We start from the raw sequence: 745 nt of genomic DNA on the forward strand, positions 1-745 counted from the left end.
CGGTGCGTCGAATGGGTTGACGGCGCCTAATGGTCCGTCGCAGCAGCGGGTGATTCGGCGGGCGTTGGGTGTGGCGGGGTTGGGTGTGGGTGAGGTGGATGTGGTGGAGGCGCATGGGACGGGGACGCGGTTGGGGGATCCGATTGAGGCGCAGTCGTTGTTGGCGACGTATGGGCAGCGTTCGGGTGAGCCGTTGTGGTTGGGGTCGGTGAAGTCGAACATCGGCCACACCCAGGCCGCTGCGGGCGTGGCCGGTGTGATCAAGATGGTGCAGGCGATGTCGCATGGTGTGTTGCCGGCGACGTTGCATGTGGATGAGCCGACTCCGCATGTGGATTGGGAGTCGGGGAATGTGCGGTTGTTGACCGAGGCCCGACCCTGGCCGGAAACCAACCGACCCCGCCGCGCCGCAGTCTCCTCGTTCGGGGTCAGTGGCACCAATGCCCACCTGATTCTCGAACAGCCGGAGGCCGTTCCGGACGAACCACGCGAGGGTCTTCCGCCCGCCGTCATCCCCTGGGTGTTGACCGCCCGCAGCCCCGAGGCGCTTACCGCCGCCGCGGCCCGGATCGCCACCGCCGTACGCGAGCGGCCCGCCCTCGACCCGGTGGACGTCGGCTGGTCCCTGGCCCACCGGTCCGTCCTCGAATACCGGGCCGTGGTGGTCGGCGCGAACCGCGACGAACTCCTCGCCGGCCTCGACACCGTGGCCACCGACGCCAGCACCACCCATGGTCGGCTTGCT

At 69.0% G+C, this 745-nt stretch carries 1 protein-coding gene; it reads left to right on the top strand.

The window, feature by feature from the left end:
* The coding region (locus tag AC507J_RS32315; RefSeq protein ID WP_496294358.1) for a ketoacyl-synthetase C-terminal extension domain-containing protein at positions 1 to 745 on the top strand (745 nt) is incomplete at both ends.

The sequence above is a fragment of the Micromonospora sp. PRAS1 genome (assembly GCF_059553435.1).